The organism is Bacillus sanguinis, assembly GCF_018332475.1.
Classification (GTDB): Bacteria; Bacillota; Bacilli; order Bacillales; family Bacillaceae_G; genus Bacillus_A; species Bacillus_A sanguinis.
This window is the reverse complement of record NZ_BOQB01000664.1, coordinates 1-228: the sequence shown is the minus strand read 5'-3', so window position 1 is coordinate 228 and position 228 is coordinate 1. Positions and strand designations below refer to the sequence as shown.

Sequence of the window (228 nt, the reverse complement as noted above, 5' to 3'; positions counted from 1 at the left end):
ATATTTTTAAGGAGAACAACTTATGAATTGGAAAAAGAGCCATTTAATGGTAATGGCGCTTGTTACATCTTTATTATTAACAGCTTGTAATAATAAGGGAAATAAAAGTGATGCAGAGTCAAAAAAACAAGTATTAAATGTAACAGTATCAGAAGAGATTCCTTCTCTTGATACCGCGAAAACGATGGATGGTACGTCAGCGCACGTTATGCAAAACATATTTGAAGG

1 pseudogene is annotated in these 228 nt (G+C 33.3%); it reads left to right on the top strand.

The annotated features are described in order from the left end of the window. Positions 1 to 22: 22 nt before the first annotated feature. Positions 23 to 228 (top strand): annotated as a pseudogene (locus KI369_RS29110) (peptide ABC transporter substrate-binding protein); the annotation flags it as partial.